This is a genomic window from Leptolyngbya sp. FACHB-261, assembly GCF_014696065.1.
Lineage (GTDB): Bacteria > Cyanobacteriota > Cyanobacteriia > FACHB-261 > FACHB-261 > FACHB-261.
The window spans coordinates 613931-632520 of sequence record NZ_JACJPL010000026.1; the positions used below are offsets into that span (position 1 = coordinate 613931).

Annotated in this window: 21 protein-coding genes; 15 read left to right on the forward strand and 6 right to left on the reverse strand. The window is 52.2% G+C overall.

The window, feature by feature from the left end; genetic code table 11:
* Positions 1-40 precede the first annotated feature (40 nt).
* A complete protein-coding gene (locus H6F94_RS18755) occupies positions 41-1081 on the reverse strand; it encodes a zinc-dependent alcohol dehydrogenase (protein WP_190803747.1) in 1041 nt (346 codons plus the stop codon).
* 33 nt (positions 1082-1114) lie between these two features.
* Positions 1115-1348, reverse strand: a complete 234-nt coding sequence (locus tag H6F94_RS18760) for a hypothetical protein (protein ID WP_190803748.1) — start codon at positions 1346-1348, stop codon at positions 1115-1117.
* A 204-nt stretch (positions 1349-1552) separates the two neighbouring features.
* On the opposite strand from H6F94_RS18760, the gene H6F94_RS18765 reads away from it, so the two are divergent.
* The 3 genes from H6F94_RS18765 to H6F94_RS18775 all read left to right on the forward strand — a co-directional run bounded on the left by H6F94_RS18765 (position 1553) and on the right by H6F94_RS18775 (position 5021).
* Complete coding sequence (locus H6F94_RS18765; RefSeq protein ID WP_190803749.1) at positions 1553-2140, forward strand: DUF8166 family protein; 588 nt, start codon at positions 1553-1555, stop codon at positions 2138-2140.
* Positions 2141-2143: 3 nt separating this feature from the next.
* Positions 2144-3322: a DNA double-strand break repair nuclease NurA gene (locus tag H6F94_RS18770; protein WP_190803750.1), complete on the forward strand. Its 1179-nt coding sequence runs from the start codon at positions 2144-2146 to the stop codon at positions 3320-3322.
* A 304-nt stretch (positions 3323-3626) separates the two neighbouring features.
* Positions 3627-5021 (forward strand): sensor histidine kinase, encoded by a 1395-nt coding sequence (locus H6F94_RS18775; protein ID WP_190803751.1) that lies wholly within the window; start codon positions 3627-3629, stop codon positions 5019-5021.
* A 21-nt stretch (positions 5022-5042) separates the two neighbouring features.
* Here the strand turns inward: H6F94_RS18775 and H6F94_RS18780 are convergent, their stop codons facing one another.
* Together H6F94_RS18780 and H6F94_RS18785 are read right to left on the reverse strand one after the other, a co-directional pair.
* Positions 5043-5945 (reverse strand): alpha/beta fold hydrolase, encoded by a 903-nt coding sequence (locus tag H6F94_RS18780; protein ID WP_190803752.1) that lies wholly within the window; start codon positions 5943-5945, stop codon positions 5043-5045.
* A gap of 99 nt (positions 5946-6044) precedes the next feature.
* Positions 6045-6812, reverse strand: coding sequence for a lysophospholipid acyltransferase family protein (locus tag H6F94_RS18785; RefSeq protein WP_199320504.1), 768 nt, complete (start codon positions 6810-6812; stop codon positions 6045-6047).
* Between the two features lie 254 nt (positions 6813-7066).
* On the opposite strand from H6F94_RS18785, the gene H6F94_RS18790 reads away from it, so the two are divergent.
* Together H6F94_RS18790 and H6F94_RS18795 are read left to right on the forward strand one after the other, a co-directional pair.
* Positions 7067-7468, forward strand: coding sequence for a hypothetical protein (locus H6F94_RS18790; protein ID WP_190803753.1), 402 nt, complete (start codon positions 7067-7069; stop codon positions 7466-7468).
* A gap of 5 nt (positions 7469-7473) precedes the next feature.
* A complete protein-coding gene (locus H6F94_RS18795; protein WP_190803754.1) occupies positions 7474-8388 on the forward strand; it encodes an alpha/beta fold hydrolase in 915 nt (304 codons plus the stop codon).
* Here the strand turns inward: H6F94_RS18795 and mrdA are convergent.
* Positions 8376-10148 carry a penicillin-binding protein 2 gene (gene mrdA, locus H6F94_RS18800; protein ID WP_190803755.1) on the reverse strand — a complete coding sequence of 591 codons (1773 nt, stop codon included), beginning with the start codon at positions 10146-10148 and terminating at the stop codon, positions 8376-8378. The genes H6F94_RS18795 and mrdA overlap by 13 nt on opposite strands.
* A 54-nt stretch (positions 10149-10202) precedes the next feature.
* On the opposite strand from mrdA, the gene H6F94_RS18805 reads away from it, so the two are divergent.
* The 9 genes from H6F94_RS18805 to H6F94_RS18840 all read left to right on the forward strand — a co-directional run bounded on the left by H6F94_RS18805 (position 10203) and on the right by H6F94_RS18840 (position 16535).
* Positions 10203-10451 carry a hypothetical protein gene (locus H6F94_RS18805; RefSeq protein WP_190803756.1) on the forward strand — a complete coding sequence of 83 codons (249 nt, stop codon included), beginning with the start codon at positions 10203-10205 and terminating at the stop codon, positions 10449-10451.
* 194 nt (positions 10452-10645) lie between these two features.
* A complete protein-coding gene (locus H6F94_RS18810) occupies positions 10646-11131 on the forward strand; it encodes a molybdenum cofactor biosynthesis protein MoaE (protein WP_190803757.1) in 486 nt (161 codons plus the stop codon).
* A 244-nt stretch (positions 11132-11375) separates the two neighbouring features.
* On the forward strand, positions 11376-12227 hold the full coding sequence (locus H6F94_RS18815; RefSeq protein ID WP_199320505.1) for a basic amino acid ABC transporter substrate-binding protein: 852 nt from the start codon (positions 11376-11378) through the stop codon (positions 12225-12227).
* A gap of 48 nt (positions 12228-12275) precedes the next feature.
* A complete protein-coding gene (locus H6F94_RS18820) occupies positions 12276-12950 on the forward strand; it encodes an amino acid ABC transporter permease (RefSeq protein WP_190803758.1) in 675 nt (224 codons plus the stop codon).
* On the forward strand, positions 12947-13681 hold the full coding sequence (locus H6F94_RS18825; RefSeq protein ID WP_190803759.1) for an amino acid ABC transporter ATP-binding protein: 735 nt from the start codon (positions 12947-12949) through the stop codon (positions 13679-13681). The genes H6F94_RS18820 and H6F94_RS18825 overlap by 4 nt, the downstream gene beginning before the upstream one ends.
* Before the next feature lie 33 nt (positions 13682-13714).
* The gene (locus H6F94_RS18830) at positions 13715-14593 is read left to right on the forward strand and encodes an aminotransferase class V-fold PLP-dependent enzyme (protein ID WP_277878120.1); all 879 of its coding nucleotides are present in this window, start codon (positions 13715-13717) and stop codon (positions 14591-14593) included.
* Positions 14539-14958 carry an aminotransferase class V-fold PLP-dependent enzyme gene (locus H6F94_RS33030; RefSeq protein ID WP_277878121.1) on the forward strand — a complete coding sequence of 140 codons (420 nt, stop codon included), beginning with the start codon at positions 14539-14541 and terminating at the stop codon, positions 14956-14958. The genes H6F94_RS18830 and H6F94_RS33030 overlap by 55 nt, the downstream gene beginning before the upstream one ends.
* A gap of 128 nt (positions 14959-15086) precedes the next feature.
* On the forward strand, positions 15087-16262 hold the full coding sequence (locus H6F94_RS18835; RefSeq protein WP_190803760.1) for a pyridoxal phosphate-dependent aminotransferase: 1176 nt from the start codon (positions 15087-15089) through the stop codon (positions 16260-16262).
* Between the two features lie 90 nt (positions 16263-16352).
* Positions 16353-16535: a type II toxin-antitoxin system HicB family antitoxin gene (locus tag H6F94_RS18840; protein WP_190803761.1), complete on the forward strand. Its 183-nt coding sequence runs from the start codon at positions 16353-16355 to the stop codon at positions 16533-16535.
* A 64-nt stretch (positions 16536-16599) separates the two neighbouring features.
* Here the strand turns inward: H6F94_RS18840 and H6F94_RS18845 are convergent, their stop codons facing one another.
* A complete protein-coding gene (locus H6F94_RS18845) occupies positions 16600-17463 on the reverse strand; it encodes a helix-turn-helix transcriptional regulator (RefSeq protein WP_199320506.1) in 864 nt (287 codons plus the stop codon).
* A 142-nt stretch (positions 17464-17605) separates the two neighbouring features.
* On the opposite strand from H6F94_RS18845, the gene H6F94_RS18850 reads away from it, so the two are divergent.
* Positions 17606-18580: an NAD-dependent epimerase/dehydratase family protein gene (locus H6F94_RS18850; RefSeq protein WP_190803763.1), complete on the forward strand. Its 975-nt coding sequence runs from the start codon at positions 17606-17608 to the stop codon at positions 18578-18580.
* Positions 18581-18590: the final 10 nt, after the last annotated feature.

Here is an 18590-nt window from a genome sequence, read left to right on the forward strand (position 1 = left end):
CTGTTCAATGATTTCCATATAACAAGCTCGCTTAACAAATTTACGCGCTGGGTCGGAGGGCAACTTTGAGCGCTTTTCGGGCTTTCATTTGTTGGAACACTTGCTCAATATTGCTCAACGGCTGTTGGTCACTCACCAATAGTTCCAATGGAAAACGGCGAGACGACAGTAAACCTAGAGCTTCCCGGACGTAGTAAGGTGTGTTGTGAAAAACGCCTTTGAGCGTTAATTCGCTGTAATGGAGGCGCTCAGTGCTCACCGAAATTTGGGTGTTGCGAGGACAGCCGCCGAATAAGTTGACTGTAGCCCCTGGACGCGCACAAGCAATGGCCGTCTCCCAGGCTGTCGTTACACCAGCTGCTTCAATGACGACATCAGCTCCTTGTCCTTGAGTGTGCTCACGCACCACTGCTGGAATATCGGCTAATTCGTGATAGTTAAACACAGCGGTTGCCCCTAGCTGCTGACCTAAAATCAGACGCTCTGGCTGACCACCAAACAACAATACTTTGACATCCCATTGCTGTAAGGCGGCCACAAACATCAGTCCAATCGCCCCATCTCCTAATACCGCTACCGTATCCCCGCTCCGTACATTGGAGCGAGCAGCACCATGGAGCACGCAAGCTAGAGGCTCAGTGAGGGCAGCTAGATAGTCGGGCAATGGGTCAGGAATGCGTAGCAAGTTAGAGCGCACAATGGCTGCGGGAATGCGTAGGTACTCGGCAAAGGTGCCATTGTTAAACGTCAGGTCTGAGCACAGAGAAACTTGTTGACGTTGGCAGTAAAAGCAAACCCCACATGGTGCTGAGTTGTTAGCGATTACTCGTTCACCAATCTGCCAGTCACTGATACCCTCTCCCAGGCTGGTAATCACCCCAGCAAATTCGTGACCAAAGGGCACAGGTCCGCCATTCGCCCCAAGCATTTTGGCGTGGTTACCGCGACGCCAAACTTTTAAATCAGTGCCACAGGTCGTTGCAACGCTGACCTGGACCACAATTTCACCCGGTCCAGGTTCCGGCCGTGGCAGATCTTCCAACCGCAGATCTTCTTGTCCATAAAGTAGAGCAGCCAGCACAGAGATTCTTGATGCGAGAATTCGCCCCTCAGCCTAGCAGAGCCAGTGGCTACTAGCCAGAAATAGCAGTGCTAAGCCCCCATTCCAAATCAACAAGCCAGCCATAATAAAGGGGCCATAAGTAACCATGGCGCTAGGCAGCAAAACCGACAGCAAAACGTTTTGGCCAATAGTGAGACTAAATGTGGTAATCAAGGCAACTAAGGGCATGGGATCTGAAGAACGGCGACGGCGTTTAGCAGTAAAAAAGTAGCGAGGAAGGCGCATGATCTCTAAGAATAATGGTAGAAGAGCTTACATCTCTAGCTAGCGTTCCCGGTTGTTTGGGCGAGGGAACGAGCTTGCCACCTGCTGGCCTGGTACTTGTACTTCGTGCCTCTGTGCCTATTCAAATCAGGGATTGCTCCTCCTCTCCAAATCGACCTATACTGCTTGAGCAATCAGGCTTTGACGCCCTTGGGGGACAGAACGATGCGGCTGGGCAAAGTCGTTAAATCAAATTCCCACTGCGACTACGTTGTCCAGGTTGACGATGCTAGGGCCGTCATTAGTCCGCCACAGGCTGAGGACTACGGTTTCGGTAGTTTTGTGAAGATCGAAGGCCCAGACAAGCGACACTGGGCAGTTGGGGTTATCTACAATTCACAACTGGTCAATCCGCTTTACAACAGCAATGGTCCGCGTCTGACCAGCGAACCTGATCCGTTGTTTACGCCAGATTTGGTCAACGAGATCCGCACGTTGCTCAGCGTTGTCTTGATCGGCAGCCTCGAAGAAACCTCTGGGGTTCAGGGCATTCCTCGCGTGGTGGTTCCTGTCGATATGCCGGTTTGCACCATGACCCAGTCGGAAGTCAAACGGTTTCACAGTGGCCAATCGGGCAAGCCGCAGTTCTGTTATTACGGCCATTTGTTGCGCTCAGGCGGTCCTTTTGCACCCCAACTAGTGCATCAGATTCTAGAAGAGATCAGCGGTTTGTTTGAGGGGCCAGAAGGGCGGGCTCTAGAAATTTTGCGTCGGGAGATGTCCTGGAAAATTACGATGGGAGCTATGCGTTAACCAATGACGCTCAAACCCTCGCAACTAGTCAGCCTTTTGCACAGCAAACGGGATGACTTTGCCCATTTCAATCACCAGGCGATTACAGATCTACAGCGCTATCGAACCAGCTTGAAACAGGTTGCTAAGCTCTCAGCCGCTGAAGTCGATGAGAAGTTGCGCCAGTGCGAAGCGCCAGGGGCGATCCCGTTAGAACCCACTCATGCCAGGACGGGTTGGATACTGAACGCGCAGCTCAATTTCACTAGCCGTGAGCAGAGCTTTGATTGGGCCCGCCAACGCATTGTTGGTGTCTCTACGTTCGCGGTTGACGGCTCTCAAGTTTTTCCTAGCAAAGACTTGTCACTGCCGATTGCATTGGTGCAAGTGGGTTGGTTTGAGAACCCTCACACTTTAGATGGCAAGTACACCAAAGATGTCGAACTCGATGTCATGACACCCGCGGAATTGCGCACTAGTAATAGTGGTGAACCCGCCGACCGACGCGTGAATATGCGCCGCTTCCAGATGGAAACTGAGCGGCTCATCACCTATATGCGTTCGCGTCAGTCCTGCGAGAATTGCCTAGTTTTTCTAGATGGTTCTTTGATCGCGACCTTCGCTGAAGCACTGGATGCTGAGGGGCAAAAATTTTATGTAGATTGTCTCCTCAGCTTATTGCGCACGAGTGAACAAACTCGTGTGCCGCTAGTGGCTTACATCGATACCAGTTACAGCCGTGATCTGACGACGCTGCTACAAGTTTTATTCGATCTACCGCCAACCCGCTCGGTTCATGATGCGCAGTTACTCAACCCGATTTTGCAGCGTTGGGGCGATCGATCCGGCTGTTTTCGCAGTGTGCGCGGCGGTGATACTGGTATTTTGAGTGACTATCAAGAACACGAAAATCGCATTGCCTTCGCCTATCTCAAAGCCCACGAAGGCTATCCTGTGCGTTTGGAGTTTCCTGTCTGGCTGGTGGAGTCGGGCTTGCTGGATCGTGTCTTAGATTGGGTTCGCTGCGAAGTGATTATTGGCGGTGGTTATCCTTATGTAATTGAGACTGCCGATCAAACTGCTGTGCTTCAGGCAGAAGATCGCTACACCTTCTACCGCATCTTGCAGGATTGGGCTGAGCAGGAAGAGCTATCCTTGCGCTTCTCACGCAAGATGGTCAGCAAAGTGCGACGGCGGCGTTAGCTGCCGTTTGTAGAGCCAATCTAGAACCAGGTTATTAGGTCATAACGAGTCATCTAGGGGGTCGTCTGATCGGATGATGCAAACCGGATGATGCAAAAGGAAGCCACTAAGCTTTGTTTGGCATACTCAGGGAGGCGGCAATTTTTTAAAATTCAGCCCTTGTCCAACCTACCTTCCAACTCTGCGAAAGCTTCCAATTATGCTGGAACCTATAAGGTGGTAGAACCCCACCAGGGCACAAAACCCTTGGGACTGTTGGTTTCTAGGTTAGTAAAGCGAGGGCGCCTCGTAGGGATAGTCTTTCATGGCACTGAACGCTGGTAAGCAAGCACGGCTGGGTAAAAGGCTACTAAATCCACTCGTGAGAAATACAAAAGCGCTACTGGCGCGCTTGCAAGTACCACCGGGTTCTGCTGACTATGAAGCTTGGCGGCATCGCTTTCTCATGGAACGCCTTCAGTTAGGTCTATGGGTGGCCTTTGCTTGTCTGATCACGTTTGTGCTGCGCGACCTCTACAACGTAGCCTTCCCGTTGAAAGAGATGCAGGGCATGCCCCAAGAGCTGGCAGGTCTGTGGATTGTCATGGACACGCTCACGGTGCTGCTGCTACTGGCGGGTTTAGTTTTGCGCCGTACGCAGTGGGGTTATCGCCATCCCACTGTCTTGTTTTTGGGGCTTTCCTGGTCTCTGACCTTGGTGCCTCAGGTTCTAACCACTCTTAGAGGCTTACCTCTACCCGATCTGCTGTCCTGGAGTTTGGTGTTTCTTACCCAGGCCACGCTTATTCCAATCCGCTGGCAGTTGCATCTGATCTCGCAATTAGGAGTTTTGGTTTATTACGTCGGCGTTTATTCGGCTTTGGGCTTGACCGTCATTCAAGGCCAATCCATCTATAACGTCACTATCTTTTTGTATCTCTTTTGGTTTTGCTTCATTTGCGATCTAGCTGTGTATCTGTATGAGCGTTTACAGCAAGCTGAGTTTGAATCCCGCCGCGAATTGAGAGTATTTTTGCACGCAGTTTCTCACGACCTGCGCACACCGGTCATGGGAACCTCGATGGTTTTGCAGAAATTGTTGCAGCAGCCTACCGAGGACGTCTCTGTTACCAAAACAACTCTCCAACGTATGCTTCAGGGTAACGAACGTCAACTGACGCTGATTAACTCACTGCTAGAAGCTCATTTGAGCGAATTGCAGGGGGTCGTTCTACACTGCGAGCCGGTGCAACTTTGTGCTCTGGTCCAGTCGGTGCTCGCCGATTTGGACCCTTTGCTAATCAAAAGTCAAGTCGTGCTGGTTAATCAGATCGCGGATGATCTACCGCTGATTCAAGCTGACCCGATTCAGCTTTGGCGCGTGTTTGGCAACCTAATCGCCAATGCCCTGAAACATAATCCCCCCGGGCTTAAGCTACTGCTCACAGCAACACCGGAGCAAAATTTTATCCGTTGCACCATTGAGGACAATGGAATCGGCATAAACCCATCCCAGCTTCGGCGCCTATTCGAGCTGTATGTCCGCGGTACTCGCAGCCGCTACACTCCTGGTCTCGGTTTGGGCTTGTACCTTTGCCGTCAAATCATCACGGCCCATGGTGGTGATATTGGTGTAAGCAGTGAGCTCGAAGCTGGCTCAACTTTCTGGTTTACCCTGCCTTGTGCTGGACAAACCGCCTTGCCCCGAGCCTTGCCCTAAACCCGGTCTCGACGCTTGTTCCTACTCCACAGCCGCTGGTTGTGCTTCTGGCGCTAGAAACTCCTGCTGCTTCAGAATCTCGTAAAGGTTTACAGTCTCCTCTAGCAAGCAAGCATGGCCGCATTGGGGCAGCACCAGCGCTTTAGAATTTGGCAACTGCTCATGCAACCACTGCACCTCAGTCACCGAAGGTAGCAAGCGATCGGCACCGCCTGCGATCAGTAAAACTGGCTGAGTGAGTTGGGCTAGCTCTTCAGGGCTGATCCGAAAGTTATATAGCAGAGACATTCGCCAGCTAGCCGTTTGGACTGGCACCATTCGCATAGCATCCAGAAGCGCGCGACGATTCGCCGTTAAGATCCGGCTGGGATTCGATAGAAACGGTAGCAGCCCCAAAGCCGCAGTTCGGTAAAGACTGTCAGGCGTGTAATTAGATAGTTGACCAAGCCAGTACAGCCAGGGTCGCCGATGGTAAGAAGAAGCCGGGTTTATCAACACGATATGGGTGAACAGCTCTGGCGCTTTGACCGCAGTGCGCAGGGCGAGACAGCCGCCGAAGGATTCCCCACATAAGTAGACCGACCGCCGCAACGGGGAACCCGGCCTAGCCTTACCCAGTTCTGCCCAGACTAACTCGACCAAAGCTGTCGCTAGACTATCCCAATCATCGTGGTTCCAAGGCGGAAGAGCCAGGCAGCGCACCTCAAAGCCCTGCTCCAGACCTGCGGTTTGCGTGTGCAGGAGCTGCCCCGTGCCGTCCATTCCGGAGGCGTAGACAAACAGGGGCCGGTCAGACTTGCTGCGCCCCTCCTGTCCCCGCGCCACGTTTACCTGCTTCGGTGTAATGAAGAAGGGGCGGTTCTGGTTCTGATTATCCTGGGCCCGGTTGGGTTCGAGCGGACTGTTGTTGTTGGAATCTGGCATGATAATCAGCTTGTGACAGCAAGGGGCAGCTCGTACAGCAAAGCGACTAAATATCTAGGTTCTGAGCCAGCTTGGAAACCAGTAGCTCAAGAGAATAGCTCAGGAAAAAGCAGGACTAAAGCCAACTGGAGTCTCTAACCGCGATTGCTGCAGCAGTTCAATCTGGTTTTGGCAGCTACGAGACAGCTCAGCCGCTACCCGACCCGCTTGACGGCCCCGATAGGCTTCTCGCTGCGCTTGGGTAATCCACACAGGCTTGCCAATCACCACCTCGACCTGACGATAAACCACCATTGGGTGCCAGCCCTCGCGTTGAAACAGTGGTTCACTGGGATCGAACCAGCTCAACAACCGCAAAGGAATGGCAGGCGGGCTCACTTCTTCCTGCGACACAATGGCCACTGGCACTACAGCTAAATCGGACACCGGAGCCCGTAGCGCTAAATGCGCAAAGCCTCGATGAAACTTGCTCATCTGATCTGGAGCCGTGAATTGCGTCATTGGCTCACCACCCTCAGGGAAAACCCCCACCATTTGGCGAGCCCGCAGTAGGGCACTGGCCTGTTGGAAAAAGCTTTGTTGCCGGTGGTCAGCTTCAGACAAAGGAAAGCAGCCTAACTGATTGACCAACTCCCGCATGACGGGCACCTGGCTCATGTAGTGATGGCAGGCAAAGCGGATCGAGCGCCCCAAACCCACCATTAACAGAGGTGCATCGATAAAGCTGCGGTGATTGCTGACGACCAGCGTCGGGCCTCGCTCCGGTAGGCGGCTTTGATGATGGACCCGCACTCGCATTCCCAATAGGGAGAGCAGCAGGCGGGAGGTGTTCAGCGGGGTGCTTAGCAGCAGACTGTCCGGTAGCATAGCGACCTGCAGGAATTAAGACTATCTTAGAGTCTCGCAATACTCCGTTACAGCATTCATCAACCGGGCTACAGAGCTGTTTAGCAGCAAAGCTGCCTCTCCAGGCATAGCGCTTGCTACAACCGGCCTGATCAGTTCGGTATTTGCACCTAAGTACTGGCTCTGATTCACTTCCAGGCTGCGTCACAATGGAGTGAAAACAGGCAATCGTGCTACTTGCTCTTGTTGCACCAGGCCAGGAGACCCCCAAATCCATGAACGTTAACGAACCCCGTAGCTTCTCGCTAAATTTCTCTGGCCTTGGCTGCCCCTTGTTTGCCCTTTGCCTGATCTTGCTACTCAGTTCGGTGGGCTTGGGCTGGCTGGTGAAAGCCTCTTTTGTACTCTTGCTGCTCTTGCCCCTGGTGCCGGTGGTTTTGATCTACGGTTTTCAGTGGTGGTTCCGACGCAATTTAGTCACGGCTGCCTGTCCAATCTGTAGCGTTGAGTCGCAGAATCTTAAGGGAGTGGAGTTCCGCTGTCCCAGTTGTGGTGAACCGCTAAAGGCGGAATCTCAGCAGTTTGTCCGTCTGACCCCTCCCGGCACGATTGAGGTGCAGGCCCAAACGGTTGATATCCAATCTAACGTCATCGAAATCCAAGCGCACGAAGAATAGATAGCATGACCGCCCTCGCCGCTGGCTGGCAGCACCAATTTGTTGAAACCAATGGAATTCGTCTGCACTGCGTACTGCAGGGCGAAGGCGACCTCGTGGTTTTGTTGCATGGCTTTCCTGAGTTTTGGTATTCCTGGCGCCACCAAATTCCGGTTCTCGCCAAACACTTTAAGGTCGTTGCACCTGATCTACGAGGCTACAACGACTCCGATAAGCCGGAAAGTGGCTACGACATGCAGACCCTGATGGATGACATACGGGGTCTCATTACCGCTCTAGGCTACAAGCGCGCTCACATCGTCGCCCATGACTGGGGTGGCTCGATTGCCTGGCATTTGGCCCAGCAATACCCCAAAGTTGTGGATCGACTGGTGGTGCTGAACTGCCCTCACCCCCAGCGGATGGTTCAAGAACTGGTCACTAACCTAGATCAGTTGCGTCGCAGCTGGTACTTCCTGGGCTTTCAGGTGCCCTGGTTACCGGAGTGGTTAATCCAGCGCAATCTCAATGAGTTTGTGCGTCGTCTGTTTCAGGAACAAGCGATTCGCAAAGGCGCTTTTTCTTCGCGAGACATCGAGATTTATCAGGCGGCTCTGGCTAAGCCGGGTGTTCTACCCGCCGCAATCAATTACTACCGTGCAATGTTTGCGCCCGCCCAACTGCCCAAGCTCTTCACCCAGGTAGCCACGCCAATTACTGCGCCCACGTTGCTGCTTTGGGGCGAGGAAGACTTCGCCTTGAGCAAAAAACTCACTGAGGACACCGAGCGCTTTATTAGCGCTCCCTTCTTGCTGAAATACATTAGCCAGTGCGGCCATTGGATTCAGCAAGAAGCCCCACAAACCGTGAATCGGGAACTGCTCACGTTTCTGCGCGCTGATCAGGAAAAGAGCAATGGCAAGTTAGGTCAGGGACGGTGATTCTTGAAGTACGCCTTGTAAACTTCGTGGGCGATAGGAACGGCTGAGACAGCACCAAAGCCGCCATTCTCCACGACTACAGCAATGGCGATTTGAGGATTACTCACCGGTCCAAAGCCGACATACAGCGCGTTGTCCTTCTGTCCTGGAACTTCGGCGGTGCCAGTTTTGCCTGCAGTCAGCGGAATTGAACCGTCATTTAGCCGTCGAGCAGTACCACGCTGGACCACAGCGATGAGACCACTGCGAATGGTCGAAATCGTGCTAGGGGAGAGGCCCGTTTGCTCAGGTCGGATAGCAGGCAGGTTGTTCTGTGAGGCTAGCAGGTGAGGCTTCACGCGCCAACCGCCATTAGCGATGGCTGAATAGATCACGGCTAGTTCCAGAGGAGTCACCTGGACCAGACCTTGACCAATGGACATGCTCACCGTGTCTCCCCCGTACCAGGGTTCACCGTAGAGCTTTTCCTTCTCTGCTGGGGTGGGAACCTGACCGCGGCTACCCCCAGTGAAGCCTAAAATTTCGGTCTCGCCAATGCCCAGTTTGCGGGACCACTTAGAAATCTCCTCAGGTCCGGTCCTCAACCCCACCTGATAGAAAAAGGTGTTGCTGCTGACTGCGAGGGCTTGGGTGAAGCCGATTACGCCAGCACTGCTGCCATGCTCGTGGAATAAATGCCCGCCCAAGTTGATATAGGCATAGGTGCCCACGCGCGAGTTGGGAGAATATTTGCCGGACTCGATGCCAGCCACTGCGGTCACAGGCTTGAAGGTGCTGCCCGGTGGGTAGCCCTGTAAGGCCCGGTTCAGGAAGGGCTGAGATTCTCCTTGCAGGCGTTCCCATTGCGCCTGAGAGATGCGGCGCGTGAAGATATTGGGATCAAAAGTCGGGCCGCTAGCCAGGACCAAGATTGCGCCCGTCTTAATATCGAGCGCAACCACGCCGCCTCGACGCTTACCGAGCGCTGCTTCAGCCGCTTTCTGCAAATCGACGTCTAGAGTTGTTTGCACAGAGGTCCCAGAAACTGGCGCCTGAATTGCTAACAAGCGCAACTCTTGGCCCCGAGCATCGACCTCTACCTGGCGCCCCCCAGAGACGCCCTGCAACTGCTTCTCAGCGATTCGCTCGATGCCCATCTGCCCAACGATAGCGCCCATCCGATATTCCGGGTGAGCCTTGAGATCGTCAGCGGTGGCCTCACCGATGTAACCCAACACATGCGCTGCCAGATCACCGTTGGGGTAGTATCGGCTGGACTCTGGCCAGATCTCCACACCAGGAAACTGAGCCAACTGCTCGCTCAGTAAAACAAAAGTGCGGGGGCTTAGATCCCGGCTGATGCGAACTGGCATGGCGGAGTGGTAGCCCGTCTGCTTCAGCTTCTCGAGAATCTCAGCGGCTGGAATCTTGAGCAAGGTTTCCAATCGGGCTGCCGTCTGTTTCCACTGGGCTGGGGACTCCTCACGGGGCCATAGGTAAACGGAGCGGGACAAACGGTTTCCAGCCAGAATGCGGCCTTTGCGGTCGAGGATCCGACCCCGATCAGCAGGGATCGGCACTGGACGAACGCGATTCTGCTCGGCTAGTTCACGGTTGTAAGTGCCTTCTAACAGTTGAAGTTGGGCTAGACGGCAACCGAGGCCAACGGTCATTAGTGTGGTCAGCACACCCAAGACAATCGCCTGCCGGGTACGGGTTGCGTGGTTGGTAGCAGAACCAGGGGCCTTTAAGAACCCACTGTGCAGGGGAGATATTGCCATAGGACGCAGTCGTAAAAATTGCTGCTGCGATAGTTAAAGAATTTGCGCGTGGCGATGCCGAATATCCAGGTCGATGCAACTCAAGTAGGCTTAACGCCTTCGATTTCCATCGCCTCTCATGGCCCACAGCGCCGATACGCAGCAAACGCTGCCTCTGTTATATTTCGCCTGGCACACTTCGGCAACCGGATCTTTAAAACTAATGCTCCCAAATGGGTGCGTCAACCTCAACTTGTTTTTCCAGCTCATCTCCAACTCACTGTTAGTCGGTTTGTCAACTTAGATCCGGCAAGAAATTTATAAGAGTAAGAGCTGGGTTTTGCTGCTCTGCTCACTACAAAAAACACTTTGCCAGATTTCTTTAGTCTTTCCGCGAGTTTTGACGCGTTTAGCTTCGCAATGGGCTTCGGCAGTTGGTTCTCGAAGGCAAGGTTATCAGGCAGCGAATTTGCGAATCGGTATCATCAGGGAAGCAGCCTCAGCGTCCGGATGAATTCATGACAACTGGTCTCCCCTCTACCACCCGCACCGACACCCGCACCGATAATTTTGTGATTAGCTTTGCGCCCCTGTCGCTCGATGAGGTTTACGCCTTGGCTGAGGATGAGAGTAACGGCGCTATCGTGGTGATGAGCGGTACTGTGCGAGCACAAACAGAAGGGCGGGCCGTTGAGTTCCTGGAGTATCAGGCCTATGAACCGATGGCGATCAAGATCTTTGAGCAGATTGCCCGTGACATTCACCAACGCTGGCCAGAAGCAGGCCAGGTTGTCATTCATCACCGCATTGGCAAGCTAGGCATTGGTGAGATCAGCGTTTTAGTGGCTGTCGGTTGCCCTCATCGAGCTGAAGCCTTTGACGCTTGCCGTTATGCGATCGATACACTCAAACACAACGCACCCATTTGGAAGAAAGAGCACTGGATTGATGGCAGCAGCACTTGGGTCAGCATCGGTGCTTGTGAGCAGCCAGAAGGTTGTTGAAATTCCAGCAACAATTCCAGAAACAATTTTGGCAAAGATTACAGACAATTCCAGAGTCTTCTAGAGATAAGCACACACTGTGGAAAAAGCAACAGACTTAAACGTATTAGTTAAACGTGCTGGACGATACATAACTGCTGTTTAAACTTTGTTAGCTTCTCTCAACTGGAGGCATTGCCTCTGGCTAGACGCACAGTTTTGAGGAGCGAACACGGGCAGGCGTGTAATTTCCAGAAAGACCCTTTTGAGCAGCCTGACAGGTCTGGCAGCAGCGATTGCCTTTGCTGGTTGTACCAACACTCCTCCCAGCGCTAACTCTGCTGCTATTAGCTCTGAGCCCAGCGCCGCCGCTAATTCTGCCACCGATACCAGCCAGCCCCTGAAAGTAGGCGCTAATGTGGGCAATGTGCCCTGGGAGTTTGAGGGCAAAAGCGGTAAATTAGTTGGCTTTGAGATCGACTTAATTAACGAGATTGCCAAACGTTTGGGCCGCCAGGTTGAGTTTGTCAATACGCCCTTCACAGGTCTCTTTCCTGCGGTGTTGTCGAATCGGATCGATGCTGCGGTGTCTTCGATTACGATTACCCCCAAACGTATGGAAACCCTCGATTTTGCCCAGCCCTACTATGACAGTGACCAGTTGCTTACAGTCAAAGCCAACAGCGGCATTACTTCAGTCAAAGACCTCAAAGGCAAAGTAGTTGCAGTGGATACCGGCTCAACCGGCGATATTTGGGTTAAAGACCACCTGCAAGAATACAGCTTTAAAGAAGTACGGCGTTTTGAGGGCTTAAATCCTGCCATGCTGGACCTAACTGCAGGCCGGTTTGATGGCTATATTTCTGATATTCCAGCCACCCTTTACTACACCAAAGATAAGCCCGAACTCAAAGTGGTTGAGCGAATCAAAGCAGGCGAGCAATACAGTGTGATGTTTGCCAAAGGTAATCCGCTGCGCGATGAGTTTAACACCCAAATTGAAGCGCTCAAAAAGGATGGAACCTTGGCAAAGCTCTATGAGAAATGGTTTGGCAGTGCACCTGAAGCAGGAACTTCCACCGTAGAAGTGGTGCCACTGCCTAGCCCCAGTCCTTAAGCTTTTGATGGTAGAGGCTCTGGGGAACATGCAGAGGCTCTAGCGACTATGAAAATCTTGGACACCTTTTTCAATTGGCGCGTTCGCTGGGACTCGTTGCCGTTACTGCTTGAGGGTCTGCGGTTAACGGTCTTGTTGGGAGGTGCAATTATTTTCCTGAGCACCCTGCTAGGGCTCGTCGTGGCGCTAGTGCGGTTATATGCGCCTCGGCCTCTGCGTTTTCTGGCGGTTATTTTTATCGATGTCATGCGGGCGATGCCGCTGCTGGTGATGCTGGTCTTGGTGTACTACGCCTTGCCCTTTGTCGGACTCACGCTCGCCCCGTTTACGGCTGCCTTGTGGGCAATCTCTCTGGTGGGCAGTGCTTATGCTGCGGAGATCTTCCGGGCTGGTATCCAGGCGATACCGAGAGGCCAACTGGAAGCTGCTCACGCCTTGAGCCTCAACTACTGGAGCCTGATGGGGGATGTAGTGCTGCCACAGGCAATGCGCATTGTCATTCCACCATTAACTAACAATGCCATTTCACTGATCAAAGATACGGCCCTGGCCTCAGTTGTTGCGATGCCAGAATTGCTGAAACAAGCAACCCAACAACAGGCATTAGCGGCCAATCCAACACCCCTGATCGGTGCCGCTCTGCTGTATTTGTTATTGCTGCTGCCGTTAGTGCGGTTAGTTGTGTTCTTTGAGCAGCGATTTCGGGCGGAGAGCCGCTCATGAGTCAACCTTTTATCGAGTTTCGAGATGTCTCTAAGCAGTTTGGGAAATTTTCTGTCCTGAAAAATATTGATCTCCAAGTAGCCGATGGCGAAGTGGTGGTGGTGAGTCCCAGTGGTGCGGGTAAATCGACCCTGATCCGCTGTATTAATCTGCTCGAGAGTTACAACCAGGGCGATATTTTTGTTGACGGCATGCGCGTCCAAGTGGGCCCCAATTTAGCAGCCGTGCGACAGCGTGTCGGCATGGTCTTTCAACAGTTCAACCTGTTTCCCCATCTGACAGTGCTGCGCAATGTGGCGTTGGCTCCGATGCGGGTCAAGGGCCTCTCGGTGCAGCAAGCAGAGGCACGAGCAATGGCCCTGCTGACCCAGGTGGGCATTGCGGAACAGGCCCTCAAACGTCCGCCGCAACTCTCGGGCGGGCAGCAACAGCGGGTAGCGATTGCCCGTGCCCTAGCTCTGGAACCGCGAGGTCTGCTATTTGATGAACCCGCCTCAGCGCTGGATCCAGAAATTGTCCATGAGGTGCTGGATGTGATGCAGCGACTGGCAAAAAGTGGGGTGACCATGATTGTCGTGACCCACGAGATGGGCTTTGCCTGCCGCGTCGCTGACCGCGTGATCTTAATGGAGGCGGGAGAAATTTTAGAACAAGGCCCACCCCAAACCTTTTTCGATAATCCTCAGCATCAGCGCACCCAGGCATTTCTCAATGCAGTGCTGCATCACTAAAGAAAGACAAAATTTGATATTCTCCCCCTTCTTATGACTCAACCGACTGCGCTCCAGGTCGACTTTGTGCGCCAACAATTTCCCGCCTTAGCGGGCGATTGGACATTTTTTGATAACGCAGGTGGTTCCCAAACGCTCAAGCCAGTGGTGGATCGGATCAGCGAATTTTTGCTGACCTCTAATGTGCAACTGGGGGCTTCCTATGCGGTTTCTCAATGGGCCGGGGAGCGGCTAGCGAAGGCAACTCAAGCGATGGCAACCCTGATTAACGCCACCGATGTCTCGGAGGTGGTGATGGGTCCTTCAACCACGATGCTGTTGCGCATTCTCTCGCTCTGTTTGGCCCAAACCTTTGAGCCCGGCGATGAAATTATTGTCACCAATTGTGACCATGAGGCCAACATCGGTGCTTGGCTGGATTTGGCAAAACAGGGTATCCAAATCAAGGTTTGGCAACTCAATGCCGATAGCTTGGAATTGCATCTGGAAGAGCTAGAGAGCTTACTCAGCCCTCGTACCCGCTTGGTCGCGCTCACCCATGCCTCGAATATTTTGGGCACGATTAACCCAATCAAAGCTATTACCAAACTTGCCCATGCTCAGGGGGCTCTAGTCTGCGTGGATGGTGTTGCCTATGCGCCCCATCGTCTGATTGATGTCCAAGATCTGGATATCGATTTCTATGCCTTCAGCTTTTACAAAGTCTATGGTCCGCATCATGCGTTGCTCTATGGCAAGCGTGAGCATTTGCTAGCGTTACCAGGCATCAATCATTACTTTATTGGCCAGACGAATATTCCTTACAAGTTCCAGCCGGGTAATGTGAATTACGAACTGAGCTACGGCATGCTGGGGCTTTGCGACTATCTCAGCGAACTGGCGCAGCACCACTATGCGAGCGAGTTGCCCTAGATTTACGCCAGCAAATGGTGCAGGCGTTCGAGTTGATTAGTGCTCACGAAGAAGCGCTAGGAGAGCGCTTGCTCAGCTATCTGCGCACTAGGCCTAAAGTCCGGGTGATTGGTCAAGATAGGGCTGAACGCAGGCGTCGAGTGCCTACGATTGCTTTCGTGGTTGATGGTCTCCCCAGCGAGGCTGTTCCCAGCTACATAGACGCGCACAAGATCGGCATCCGTTACGGTGACTTTTATGCTCGGCGGTTGATCGAAGACCTGGATCTGCAAGCAAAAGGCGGTGTGGTTCGGGTCAGCATGGTGCATTACAACAGCCTAGAAGAGGTGGATCGTTTGATTCACTATCTCGATCAGGTGCTCTAAGAGAAGCACGGGAACAGCATTGCTCATCGTTGCTAGATTCGAAGGCTTGCGCTTACCTCAGGGAATCCCTGGAGAGCGGTAGACTGGCGTAGACCTTGTTAACTGCTCCTGCTCGTCAGTACACCCCCATGCAATTCGCTAAGCGTCTCCAACAAATTCCGCCTTACCTATTTGCCGAAATTAATCGTAAGCGCAGAGAACTGGTAGAGCAGGGGGTGGACATCATTAATCTGGGCGTTGGTGATCCTGACCGACCGACGCCGGACCATGTGATTGCTGCAATGATTGCAGGCTTGCAAGATAGCTCGACTCACAATTACCCGCCCTACCAAGGCACCCAGGAGTTTCGGGAGAGTGCAGCTTGTTGGCTGGAGCGGCGTTTTGGCGTGGGCGGTTGGGATGCAGAGACTGAAATTGTGTCGTCGATTGGCTCTAAAGAGGCGATTCACAATACCTTTTTGGCCTTCGTTGAACCGGGGGATTACACACTGATCCCCGATCCGGGCTATCCGGTTTATCGCACCTCTACGATCTTTGCGGGGGGCGAATCTTACACAATGCCCCTCAAGCCTGAAAACGATTTTTTGCCGGTCTTAAGTGCGGTTCCTGAAGAGATTGCCCGCAAGGCTAAATTGCTGTGGATTAACTATCCCAATAACCCTACAGGGGCACTGGCGACTCTAGATTTCTTTCAAGAGCTGGTCGATTTTTGCAAGCACTACGACATTCTGTTGTGCCACGACCATGCTTATGCCGAAATGGCTTATGAGGGCTACAAACCGCCGAGCATCTTTCAAGTTAAAGGTGCCAAAGATATCGCCATTGAGTTTCATAGCTGCTCGAAGTCCTACAACATGACTGGTTGGCGGGTCGGTTTTGTAGCAGGCAATGCGGTTGGTATTCAGGGTCTCAGCCAAGTCAAGACCAATGTCGACTCCGGTGTGTTTAAGGCGGTGCAACGAGCGGCAATTGCCGGTTTTGAAACCAGTGAATCAGACCTGCAAGCTTTGATGGCGGTTTATCAGAAGCGCCGCGATTTGATCGTGGAAGGCTTTAACTCGCTGGGCTGGCAGTTAGAAGCGCCCAAGGCCACTCTCTACGTTTGGGTGCCTGTTCCTAAGGGCTATACCTCTACAGAATTTGTCACCTTGTTGCTCGACAAGTGCGGCATTGTTGTGCCTCCTGGCAATGGCTATGGGGCCTGTGGAGAAGGTTATTTCCGCGTTGCGTTAACGGTGGAAGACAACCGCATCCGTGAAGCAATTGAGCGCATGGAGTCTGTAGGCATTCATTACGAGCCTTGATTTGGCAAGGTGATGGAGGTTAGAGAGATGTACTCTTTTCTGTTCTCCGCCCTCTCAAGAGCGCTCCTAAAAACACTCATCTAGAAGGTCATGAGAAACTTCAAAGTCATTGTTGAAAAGCATCCCGACAACTACGTCGCCTATCCTCTGGGTCTGAAAGGAGTGGTGGTTGGTGAGGGAGACACTTACGAAGAAGCCTTAGCCGATGTGAAGTCAGCTATTCAGTTTCACATTGAAACTTTTGGTAAGGCTGTTCTTTTGAGTACACAGTGAATTCCCAAATACGGACTAGTTTTAGCCAAAGGATTTTAGTAGTGCGCTGATTCAGTCACTAACGCTATTCGCTTGAAGTTTTAGTAAAAATCACCTTTATATGTAGCTCCTTTAGTTGCTGAAGTTTTTCAAGAGTATCTGACTCAGGTAGAGGAGTGTAGACAACAAACCTTAAATCTGTTGCTTCTGCTACCAGAAAAGCTGTGTATTCAAATACCAAACGTCCCACTAAGGAATGCTCGTATTCTTTACGTCCGAAGGGTCTGCCAAACACGTCATGGCGAGACCACCAATCCCGAAACTCGGGACTGACCCTTTGCAAGTCTTCTATCAGTTCTATTAATCTCTCATCGCCTAAGTAACGACTACAAGTGCTACGAAATTTGGACAAAACAAACTGAGCATGGTCTTCCCAATCGACAAGCATATGACGATGAGCTTCGTTGGTGAAGAAGAACCAGACAAAGTTACGTTCTCTCTGCAGCAGCACACTAAAATCGCCAAAGAGGAGACTGGCAACCTGATTCCAAGCCAGGATATCCCACCTTCGTCCTGTTATGTAAGCGGGACCAGCTTCAAAATGATCTAGAACCCGCTGATGAACTGGGCTAATGCTCTCGCGCTGTTCCGTCAGATCAGGTGGAGACTGTCCGAGCGCCAGCATAAATAGATGGTTCCTTTCCTCTGCTGTTAATTTAAGCGCGCGAACTAGACTCTCTAGCACTTGGGCAGAGACGCGAATATCCTGTCCTTGCTCTAGCCAAGAGTACCAGGTTGTACTTACAGAGGCCAATTGAGCGACCTCTTCCCGGCGCAGGCCAGGCGTGCGCCGACGACCAACCGGAAACCCCATTTCTTCAGGAGAGAGACGAGCTCGGCGCGTCCGCAGGAAATCTCTAAGTTCTCTGCGTCTTTGCTCGTCATTCATCAAACTTGGCTTCCACCTGAACCGATTAGAATTTATACCATCATAAATGGTTTCTGGTAATGTCATCAGCCAATCGTTATGTTGAAAACAGCAATTGCTCTGGATAGAGCTTATTCAAATCCCCAGAGAGATCACTACGGACATGAAAATATTTTTAACAGGAGCTACCGGCTATGTTGGCAGCGTCATTGCTGAGAAGTTGCTGGCAGCTGGGCACGAAGTGATTGGGTTTGCACGTTCTGATGAAGCTGAAACTAAGTTACACCAATTGAGTATCAAGCCGCATCGTGGAGATTTATCCGATGCACAAAGTATTAAACGAGGTATTCAACGAGCAGATGCAGTTATTCATGCAGCAGGTCATCAGCCGATGGTAGAGCCAGGACGAGGCGTAGTTGTCATAACTAATCAGAACGATCCCTCCTGGCAGAATGACTTTATTAGGATGCTTGGAGCGGAACGCAATACTGTCAATATTATTCTCTCTGCTCTTGAAGGATCTGAGAAGCCATTTATCTTCACTAGTGGCTCATTTGTGGTTGCCGATCTTGCAAGTGGTGATGCCAGTGATATTGTTTACGACGAGGACGCATTGTTTGCTCCACCATCTTTTATGGCTCCTCGGGTTGAAACGGAAAACCTTATTCGATCGGCTGCCTTACGTGGTGTCCACAGCATAGTTATCCGCCCACCAATGATATTTGGACGGGGTGGGACGTGGCAAATTCTTCACCTGATCGAACGAGCCAAGGGGGTAAAGAGCGTTCCTTACATTGGCAAGGGTGAGAACATTTGGTCCACGGTACATGTGGATGATTTGTCTAACCTCTATGTCCTTGCCTTGGAACATGCCTCTCCCGGCTCGTTATTTAACGCGGGCACTGGAGAGGTAACTGCCAAAGGGCTATCCGAAGCAGTGAGCCGCTTAGTTGGGATGGGTAGCAGAACGGAGAGCTGGACTATGGAGCAAGCAATGGGAGTTTGGGGACCAACAGTTGCCACGATTGTCGCAACAAATAGTCGAGTGACAGGAACAAAAGCTCGTCGAGAACTCGGTTGGGAACCGAAAGGACCTGTAATCCTGAACGACATCGAACAAGGTTCTTACTGCCTGTAAGCAAAACAGC

Excerpts from the sequence above, each read along its gene's own strand:
- H6F94_RS18760 (WP_190803748.1), bottom strand. The coding sequence starts at position 1,348 with ATGCGCCTTCCTCGCTACTTTTTTACTGCTAAACGCCGTCGCCGTTCT.
- H6F94_RS18765 (WP_190803749.1), top strand. The coding sequence starts at position 1,553 with ATGCGGCTGGGCAAAGTCGTTAAATCAAATTCCCACTGCGACTACGTT.
- H6F94_RS18770 (WP_190803750.1), top strand. The coding sequence starts at position 2,144 with ATGACGCTCAAACCCTCGCAACTAGTCAGCCTTTTGCACAGCAAACGG.
- H6F94_RS18775 (WP_190803751.1), top strand. The coding sequence starts at position 3,627 with ATGGCACTGAACGCTGGTAAGCAAGCACGGCTGGGTAAAAGGCTACTA.
- H6F94_RS18780 (WP_190803752.1), bottom strand. The coding sequence starts at position 5,945 with ATGCCAGATTCCAACAACAACAGTCCGCTCGAACCCAACCGGGCCCAG.
- H6F94_RS18785 (WP_199320504.1), bottom strand. The coding sequence starts at position 6,812 with ATGCTACCGGACAGTCTGCTGCTAAGCACCCCGCTGAACACCTCCCGC.
- H6F94_RS18790 (WP_190803753.1), top strand. The coding sequence starts at position 7,067 with ATGAACGTTAACGAACCCCGTAGCTTCTCGCTAAATTTCTCTGGCCTT.
- H6F94_RS18795 (WP_190803754.1), top strand. The coding sequence starts at position 7,474 with ATGACCGCCCTCGCCGCTGGCTGGCAGCACCAATTTGTTGAAACCAAT.
- mrdA (WP_190803755.1), bottom strand. The coding sequence starts at position 10,148 with ATGGCAATATCTCCCCTGCACAGTGGGTTCTTAAAGGCCCCTGGTTCT.
- H6F94_RS18805 (WP_190803756.1), top strand. The coding sequence starts at position 10,203 with ATGCCGAATATCCAGGTCGATGCAACTCAAGTAGGCTTAACGCCTTCG.
- H6F94_RS18810 (WP_190803757.1), top strand. The coding sequence starts at position 10,646 with ATGACAACTGGTCTCCCCTCTACCACCCGCACCGACACCCGCACCGAT.
- H6F94_RS18820 (WP_190803758.1), top strand. The coding sequence starts at position 12,276 with ATGAAAATCTTGGACACCTTTTTCAATTGGCGCGTTCGCTGGGACTCG.
- H6F94_RS18825 (WP_190803759.1), top strand. The coding sequence starts at position 12,947 with ATGAGTCAACCTTTTATCGAGTTTCGAGATGTCTCTAAGCAGTTTGGG.
- H6F94_RS18830 (WP_277878120.1), top strand. The coding sequence starts at position 13,715 with ATGACTCAACCGACTGCGCTCCAGGTCGACTTTGTGCGCCAACAATTT.
- H6F94_RS18835 (WP_190803760.1), top strand. The coding sequence starts at position 15,087 with ATGCAATTCGCTAAGCGTCTCCAACAAATTCCGCCTTACCTATTTGCC.
- H6F94_RS18840 (WP_190803761.1), top strand. The coding sequence starts at position 16,353 with ATGAGAAACTTCAAAGTCATTGTTGAAAAGCATCCCGACAACTACGTC.
- H6F94_RS18845 (WP_199320506.1), bottom strand. The coding sequence starts at position 17,463 with ATGAATGACGAGCAAAGACGCAGAGAACTTAGAGATTTCCTGCGGACG.
- H6F94_RS18850 (WP_190803763.1), top strand. The coding sequence starts at position 17,606 with ATGAAAATATTTTTAACAGGAGCTACCGGCTATGTTGGCAGCGTCATT.